Consider the following 6,231-nt stretch of genomic DNA (forward strand, 5'->3'; position numbering starts at 1 on the left):
CCGCCCGCACGGCCGGGCATCGCGGCCGGGCATCGCGGCCGGGTCACCTGCCGGCGTCCTCCGCGAGGGTGTGCGCGACGAGGGCGTTGGCGTGGCCGTGGCCGAGCCCGTGCTCGGCCTTCAGCCAGGAGACGATCTCCATGTGTCCGGTCAGCGGCGAGGAGCGGATCAGGTCCTTCCACTCCGCGACCGGGCGCCCGTACTTCTTCTCGATGGAGGGGAAGTAGCTGGCAGGGCCTTTCACCGGCTCGCTCATGTCGTGGTGTCCCGTCTGCTGGTCACGTGTCCTGCGCCCACTGCGAAGGACGTGTCGCTTCTGTAGACGTCGACGGCCGGACGGAATCATCGGTCCGGCGCGGCCCTTCCCGACCGGGACGCCGTGCGCGACCGTCACCGGCCCCGCGTCCACCCCCCCGTTACCCTTTTCGTGGCTCCGCAATGGGCCGCGTCTGCCGCCCTCGGGAACCCTGCATCGCGGGCCTAATACGACAAGAAGATCAGCCAGGGGAAGCACCACCCCCCGGCCCTGCTCTGCTCTGCCGCGCCCGACGACGAGCCGACGTCCTCTTCGCGATGCTCCGCGACGGAACCTTCTGCGAACCCGGCCAGCCACTGCCATCAGTCGTTCATCGAGTCGGCATGCCGCCGTGAGGACTGTTTACGACCATGGCCAGTGACCCAGCGACAAGGTAGTAGTGATCCGGGAAGTACTCGATGTGCTGGTGCCCGCCGTCGTCCATCTCCGCGATCGACTGAACTTCGTCAGCGAGAGCCGTCAAGCCCAGCCGGTCACCCTCGATGAGTAGAGCGCTGCGCTCCGCGTCAACTCGGATACGGACACCCGGGCCGCTGGTGCTCACCACCTCGACCGAAGTCAGTTCAGTGCCCCCGAAGCTCGGTTCAGCCGAGGCGGTGGCTACCGTGCCACCCTTCCCCGCGGCGAGGGCGAGGGCCAGGACAACGAGTTCCGCCGCACCGCCCGAGACGTCCACCCCATCCTCATCGGGAAAGAACAGAACCCTCATCCGCCACAACCCCTTCGGTTCCACAACGCCAGACTCAACGACCAAAGCCGTTGCCCCTGGTCAACCGGGCTTCCCCGGCTCAAGGCCAGCCGTCACGGACGTTACCCAACGCTTGACGAAACCCATGGGGGCACCCCCCGCGCCGGGGCCGCGGCTCGCGGCTCGCCCTCACGGGTTCCGGCCGGCGGCCCGGGCGGTGGCGGTGTTCGCGTACTCCAGCAGGTTGATGAGGAATCCGAGGGCCTCCGCCACGTCCTGCGGCGAGCCGACGGCCTGCGGGTCCAGGTGGCCGCCGAGGCGGAAGGGCCGGCCCGCCGTGTCCAGGACGAGGGAGCCGGCGGCGAAGGCCGGGGGCGGGGTGGTGTGCGCGACGAACTCCAGCAGTTCCGGGGCCGCCCGCAGCAGCACCGGCTCGTCGTGCTCGGCGAGCGCCGCGCCGAGCACCAGGGTGTCGTCCACCCTCATGATCGTGATCAGGGTGCCCGCGCCGACGGAGAGGGTGACCGCCCGGCCCGCGTCCAGTTCGGCTCCGGCCCCGTGGAGGCCCATGCCGTCCAGCAGTTCCTTCACCCGTACGGTCAGGTTCTGCGGCATACGCGGTTCCTCCACTCGGCAGGCCGGGACGGTCGGTGGGGGCTCCGCCCGGGGCCCCCACCGGCCATCCCATCAGGCCGGGAGGGGTGCTGTCACGGGGACCGCGGATCGGCCCGGCGGTCGGCCCGGTGGCCGGTCTAGAGGTCGATCCAGTACCGGCGCTTCGGGCCGATCAGGGTGTCCCGTACGTCTTCCAGGACGCCGCCGTTGCGCTCGATCGTCCGCACCGACGCGGTGTTGCCCGGGTCGCAGGTCAGCAGGACCCGGTCGATCCCGAGCAGCCGCGCCTCGTAGAGGACTTGGGCCAGGGCCCAGGTCGCCAGCCCGCGCCGGCGCGCCGAGGGCCGAATGCTGTACCCGATGTGACCGCCCGCGTCGAGCAGGAAGCCGTTCAGGTAGTGCCGCAGGTCGATGGCGCCGAGGTAGGTGTCACCCTCGGTGATCCACCAGTAGGTGGCGTGGACCCGCCCCTGCTCGACCGGGAGCGTACGGTCCCCGTACGCGTGCAGCCGCTCCACCCAGGCCGCGAAGCCCTCCGCGCTGTCCACGTCGTCGTCGGAGCCGAGGCTCGCTCCGTCCATGTGGGCGCCGTCGCCCCACTCCTCGCGCGCGGCGAGCCAGGAAGCGCGCAGGCGCGGGGTCGGTGTGATCAGCTCAGGCATGTTCGGGACGATAACAGTCCGATCATCCGACCGAACCTCCGCGTCCTCGCGACGGGCTTCCCGATCGGGCCGTACCGGGGCGGCCGGCCGCGGGCAGCGGGGTCTCGACCGCGTGGGCGGCCGCCATGCGGGCCAGGTCGGCGGTGAGCGAGTCCAGCCACGCCACGGCGGTGAAGAACACCGGGGGCGCGTCGAGGGTGGCGTCCGACGCCTGCGGCCCGCCCGCACCCACACCCGCGACCGCGCCGGGGCCGGGGCGGGGTGCCGCACGGTTCCGCGCGTCCTTCGGTACGTCGAACCGGGCCGCGGCCAGCCCGAAACCCTCCGCCACCCAGGCACCGTACGCCCGCACCCTGGCGTCGGCCCGGTGGTCGGGCGGCGCTCCGTCCACCGCCGCCAGCACCCTGCGGGCGCCCCACAGCACGTGGTGTCCGGCCATCAGCGCGCTCTGCCAGTCCGGGCCCGGGCCCGCCGGGCGCTGCGTCTCACCCTGGTACTGGGCGTAGGCCGACTCGGCCAGCACCAGGGTTTGCTGGACGTCCGGGTCGTCGCCGCCGAACGGGCCGGCTGCGCCGGCCGGGGTCCCGTCCGCCGGTTGCCCGTCCGCCGGCGGCCGGCCGCCCGAGGTGACGGCGCGCGTGGCGGTCGTGACCTCGGCGGCCGCGGCCCGCAGCAGCCGGGCCACGGCCCGGCCCACCTCGTCGTGGGCGCCCCGCGGCCAGGCCAGCAGACCGCAGACGAGGCCGATGACGCTGCCCACGAGCACGTCCAGGAACCGGTATTCGGCCAGCTGCCAGGTGGTCGGGGCGAGCTGCGCGAACGCCACCGCGACGACCAGCGTGAACAGCGCCTGCGCCCAGCCCACGCCGCGCACCGGGCCGACGAAGAAGGCGACGAGCATCAGCGGCGGCAGGGCGATGGCGTACGGCAGGCTCGCCTCGCCCGCGAGGGTGAGGACGCCTCCGGCGGCGAGGGCGCCCAGGCAGGTCCCGGTCAGGGCGGCGCGGACGGTGGCGCGGGTCTGGACGGCCGTGGTCCGGGTCAGGCTGAGGACCGCGAGCATCGCCCAGAAGCCGTGCGGCAGCGAGTCCAGCCCGGCCACCGTGCGGGCGGCCGCGAGCGCCAGGCTGATCCGTACGGCGTTCTGGAAGTGGACTGACCGGGGTCCCGCGTGCCCCGACAGCCGGATCCACCACAGCCGGAGCGTGCTCATTCCGGCGTACCAGAAGCGGCCGGGATCGCCCTCCGGGAGGGCGTCGCGCCCGCGGACGGCGAGGTCCGCGGCCGTGCCGAGCACCAGCGCCGCGTCCGCCACCTCCAGCAGCGCCGCCTGGCGGCGGCGGTCGCCCGGGACGGGCGGCAGGAGGCGCGCGCTCCCGGCCCGGTCGTGCCGCAGCCCCCGCTCCGCGCTCCCGGCGTCCTCCGCGGTGGGACCGTCCGACAGCAGCGCGGCGGTCGCCCGGGCGGAGCGCTCCACCGAGCGGATCAGCGCCAGGCCCGCGGGGCCGGGGCGGGCTCCGGCGAGCGGGCCGGGCAGGGCCCTCAGCCGGACCAGCAGGGTGCGCGCGGCGAGTCCGGTGTGCGCCAGTGCGCGCTCGTGCACCCCGGGGCCGGCCGGGCGCTCTCCCTCCGGGACGTGGGACGGCCGCAGTGCCTCCCCGGCGGCTCCGGCCAGCTCGACGAGCGGCGCGGGCAGGGCGTACGGGGGCTCCCGCAGCGCGGCGGCGCACCGGGCGGCGGTCGTGGCGGCGTCGGCGGCGCGGTCCCGGTAGGTGGGCAGGCGCGGGTCGGGCAGCACGTACGCCTCGGCGAGGACCAGCAGCACGATGCCGGCCACGGCGCCCGCCAGCCGCTCGCCGAGGGCGCCCGGCAGGTACGGCGGGAAGCAGGGAAGGATGTAGAGGAGCTGGAGGCCCGGCGCCGCGCCGGCGGGGCGCGGGCCGCCCGCCGAGGCGAAGGCCAGGCAGAAGCCGATGACGAGCATGCCGGCGACGGCGGTCCAGGTGCGCACGGCCAGGAAGGTGCCGATCGTCACCAGGACGCAGGCCACGGGCAGGACCCGCGCGATCTGGGCGGCCCGCTGGCGACCGGTGCCCGGGATCCGGGACAGGGCGGCGAGGGATACGGCGGCGAACAGGGCGTACGTGGCGGAGACGGGGCGGTCCAGCACGTACAGGAAGACGTAGAAGCCGGTACATGCGGCGAGGGTGACCCGGACGGCCCGGCGGGCCGTCGCCGCCGTCGGGCCCGTCCCGGCGCGTACCTCCGCGATGGCTTGTGCGAGTGCCGAGGGGTGCCCGCGGGCTCCCGCGTCGTCGTCGCCGCCGTCCACCGTGTCGGCGCCCGTATCCGTGTCCCTGCCCATGCCGGCTCCGCCCGCCCGCTCGCGGTCCCCGGCTCCAGGATCCCACGACCGGCGGGGAGAGGCATTCGCGAACGCACACGAGAAGTGTCCATCCCGTGCAGAAGGTTCGAAGAGTGTGCCCGTTCCGAGGAGCGGACGAGGAGTTCCCTTTAAGAAACCTTGTTGAATATCCCCCAGGGCCGAAGTGACCTTGAATCACCTCCGCGAATCGACCATGGTTTCGATCAACTCCCGGAGATCTTTCGGCTCCGGAGGGTTTGCGCGACAACGCTTGACGCCCCACACGTCAAACACGAGGAGAACCCTCTACATGTCAACTCACAAGCACGCACGCACCCGTTCCCGCGGAGTTCGGGTCCTGGCGGTCGTCACGGGAGCCGCGACGGCAGCCGGCGTGACCTTGTTGCTCTCCCCTCTCGCCGGTGCTGCGACCCCGGCCGAGGGGACGGTCTACGGACTGGGCGCCCCCGGTGCGCTGAGCGGCAGTTACATCGTCATCCTCGACAAGTCGGCGGACAAGAAGGCACTTGCCAAGAAGTACGGGGGCGAGGTGCAGCGCGAATACGCATCTGCCATCAACGGCTTCTCCGCATCGGGGCTTTCGGAGACGGACGCCAGGCGTCTGGCCGCCGACCCGACCGTGGACAAGGTCGTCCAGAACAAGAAGTTCACCATCAAGGCCACGCAGGAGAACCCTCCTTCGTGGGGCCTGGACCGCATCGACCAGGAGGAGACCGCAGCGGACAAGAAGTACACCTACCCCGATTCGGGAGGTGAGGGCGTGACGGCGTACGTCATCGACACCGGCGTGCGCATCAGTCACAAGGACTTCGGCGGCCGGGCCGAGCACGGCTTCGACGCCATCGACAACGACGAGATCGCCGACGACGGCAACGGTCACGGCACGCACGTCGCCGGAACCATCGCGGGCACGTCCCACGGTGTCGCCAAGAAGGCGAAGATCGTCGCCGTTCGCGTGCTGGACGACAACGGGTCGGGCAGCACCGAGCAGGTCGTGGCGGGCATCGACTGGGTCACGCAGCACCACAGCGGTCCCTCGGTGGCCAACATGAGCCTCGGCGGCGGCGCCGACGAGGCGCTCGACGAGGCGGTCAGCCGGGCGATAGCCGCCGGTGTCACCTTCGGTGTCGCGGCGGGCAACGAGTCCTCCGACGCCGGCCAGGGTTCGCCGTCGCGGGTTCCGGAGGCGGTGACGGTGGCCTCCAGCGCGGCCGACGACTCGCAGTCCTCGTTCTCCAACTTCGGCACGGTCGTCGACCTGTACGCCCCGGGCTCGGACATCACCTCGGCCTGGAACGACAGCGACACCGGTACGAAGACCATCTCCGGCACCTCGATGGCGACCCCGCACGTCGTCGGTGCCGCGGCGGTCTACCTGGCCGGGCACAAGGGCGCGTCGCCGGCCGACGTGGCCGGGGCGCTGACCTCCGGCGCGACCGCCGGGAAGATCACCAACCCGAGCAGCGGCACCCCGAACAAGCCGGCGGATCTTCGGTGACCTCGTCTGGGACCCGATCATCGGCCGCCGGGAGATCATGGCGAACGCCTCGAACGACCACGTCCC

6 protein-coding genes and 1 pseudogene are annotated in these 6,231 nt (G+C 72.8%); 2 read left to right on the plus strand and 5 right to left on the minus strand.

All coding sequences use genetic code 11. The annotated features are described in order from the left end of the window. Window positions 1-43 precede the first annotated feature (43 nt). Window positions 44-256, minus strand: a complete 213-nt coding sequence (locus ABT106_RS30620) for a DUF4287 domain-containing protein (protein ID WP_351283952.1) — start codon at window positions 254-256, stop codon at window positions 44-46. A 186-nt stretch (window positions 257-442) separates the two neighbouring features. Between ABT106_RS30620 and ABT106_RS30625 the strand changes: the two are divergent. Further along, a pseudogene (locus tag ABT106_RS30625) lies at window positions 443-651 on the plus strand (hypothetical protein); the annotation flags it as partial. Here ABT106_RS30625 and ABT106_RS30630 read toward each other — a convergent pair. The 4 genes from ABT106_RS30630 to ABT106_RS30645 all read right to left on the minus strand — a co-directional run bounded on the left by ABT106_RS30630 (window position 627) and on the right by ABT106_RS30645 (window position 4,646). Next, the gene (locus ABT106_RS30630; protein ID WP_351283954.1) at window positions 627-1,025 is read right to left on the minus strand and encodes an Imm32 family immunity protein; all 399 of its coding nucleotides are present in this window, start codon (window positions 1,023-1,025) and stop codon (window positions 627-629) included. The pseudogene ABT106_RS30625 and the gene ABT106_RS30630 overlap by 25 nt on opposite strands. A gap of 168 nt (window positions 1,026-1,193) precedes the next feature. After that, window positions 1,194-1,619: a type III secretion system chaperone family protein gene (locus tag ABT106_RS30635; RefSeq protein ID WP_351283955.1), complete on the minus strand. Its 426-nt coding sequence runs from the start codon at window positions 1,617-1,619 to the stop codon at window positions 1,194-1,196. 137 nt (window positions 1,620-1,756) lie between these two features. Next, entirely contained in the window at window positions 1,757-2,281 is a 525-nt protein-coding gene (locus tag ABT106_RS30640) for a GNAT family N-acetyltransferase (RefSeq protein WP_351283957.1), read from the minus strand. A gap of 22 nt (window positions 2,282-2,303) precedes the next feature. Further along, window positions 2,304-4,646 (minus strand): FUSC family protein, encoded by a 2,343-nt coding sequence (locus ABT106_RS30645; RefSeq protein ID WP_351283960.1) that lies wholly within the window; start codon window positions 4,644-4,646, stop codon window positions 2,304-2,306. Between the two features lie 310 nt (window positions 4,647-4,956). On the opposite strand from ABT106_RS30645, the gene ABT106_RS30650 reads away from it, so the two are divergent. After that, window positions 4,957-6,165: a S8 family peptidase gene (locus ABT106_RS30650; protein WP_351283963.1), complete on the plus strand. Its 1,209-nt coding sequence runs from the start codon at window positions 4,957-4,959 to the stop codon at window positions 6,163-6,165. The last annotated feature ends 66 nt before the right edge of the window (window positions 6,166-6,231 follow it).

The organism is Streptomyces sp. NPDC002044, from assembly GCF_040296725.1.
Taxonomy (GTDB): domain Bacteria; phylum Actinomycetota; class Actinomycetes; order Streptomycetales; family Streptomycetaceae; genus Streptomyces; species Streptomyces antarcticus.

What these genes read in the sequence shown, in the direction of transcription:
- ABT106_RS30630 (WP_351283954.1), bottom strand. Translation starts at nt 1,025, where the DNA reads ATGAGGGTTCTGTTCTTTCCCGATGAGGATGGGGTGGACGTCTCGGGC.
- ABT106_RS30650 (WP_351283963.1), top strand. Translation starts at nt 4,957, where the DNA reads ATGTCAACTCACAAGCACGCACGCACCCGTTCCCGCGGAGTTCGGGTC.
- ABT106_RS30640 (WP_351283957.1), bottom strand. Translation starts at nt 2,281, where the DNA reads ATGCCTGAGCTGATCACACCGACCCCGCGCCTGCGCGCTTCCTGGCTC.
- ABT106_RS30645 (WP_351283960.1), bottom strand. Translation starts at nt 4,646, where the DNA reads ATGGGCAGGGACACGGATACGGGCGCCGACACGGTGGACGGCGGCGAC.
- ABT106_RS30620 (WP_351283952.1), bottom strand. Translation starts at nt 256, where the DNA reads ATGAGCGAGCCGGTGAAAGGCCCTGCCAGCTACTTCCCCTCCATCGAG.
- ABT106_RS30635 (WP_351283955.1), bottom strand. Translation starts at nt 1,619, where the DNA reads ATGCCGCAGAACCTGACCGTACGGGTGAAGGAACTGCTGGACGGCATG.